This is a genomic window from Dietzia sp. IBK-p2-15D (assembly GCF_057773105.1).
In genome coordinates this window covers 1-469 of sequence record NZ_JBYMTK010000073.1, presented here as the reverse complement: position 1 = coordinate 469, position 469 = coordinate 1, and the positions used below count along the sequence as shown (strand labels likewise).

Sequence of the window (469 nt, the reverse complement as noted above, 5' to 3'; positions counted from 1 at the left end):
GAGATGAGCTTGATTTAAACTTTTTAATTCAAGAGTTTTCGTTGAAAATAACAGAAATTTTCGGCGGTTGTCAAGTTCAAACCAATTTAAAAGGTTACTATAAAATGCAAAATGGTTCAATTATGATTGAAAACAATGCTTGTATATTAGCCTCCTGCGAAGCAAATAAAGATTTAAAAGATTTTTTAGAACTTTGTTTGTTTCTCAAAATGCAATATAAACAAGAAAGCGTTGCCTTTAAAATAGACGGCGTTTTATATTTTTGTTAATATTGCAAGTGCGGAGTGGTGACCCGCACACTTTAATAATTTTTTTAATTTTTTTTATACTTTATGTCTAAATTTACCCTAATATTACACCCACAAATACAAATTCTTTTCCCTGCCGAGTTTGTTATTGAACTATACCAAGCAAGTATAATGTCTTTTTCAAACAATAAAAATATATGGAAAGGCGAGCGTTATTTTAC

1 protein-coding gene is annotated in these 469 nt (G+C 29.2%); it reads left to right on the top strand.

The features are described 5' to 3' along the window. A partial coding sequence (locus AC3DEV_RS16925) for a hypothetical protein (RefSeq protein WP_488372857.1) occupies window positions 1-269 on the top strand: 269 nt, incomplete at its 5' end. Window positions 270-469: the final 200 nt, after the last annotated feature.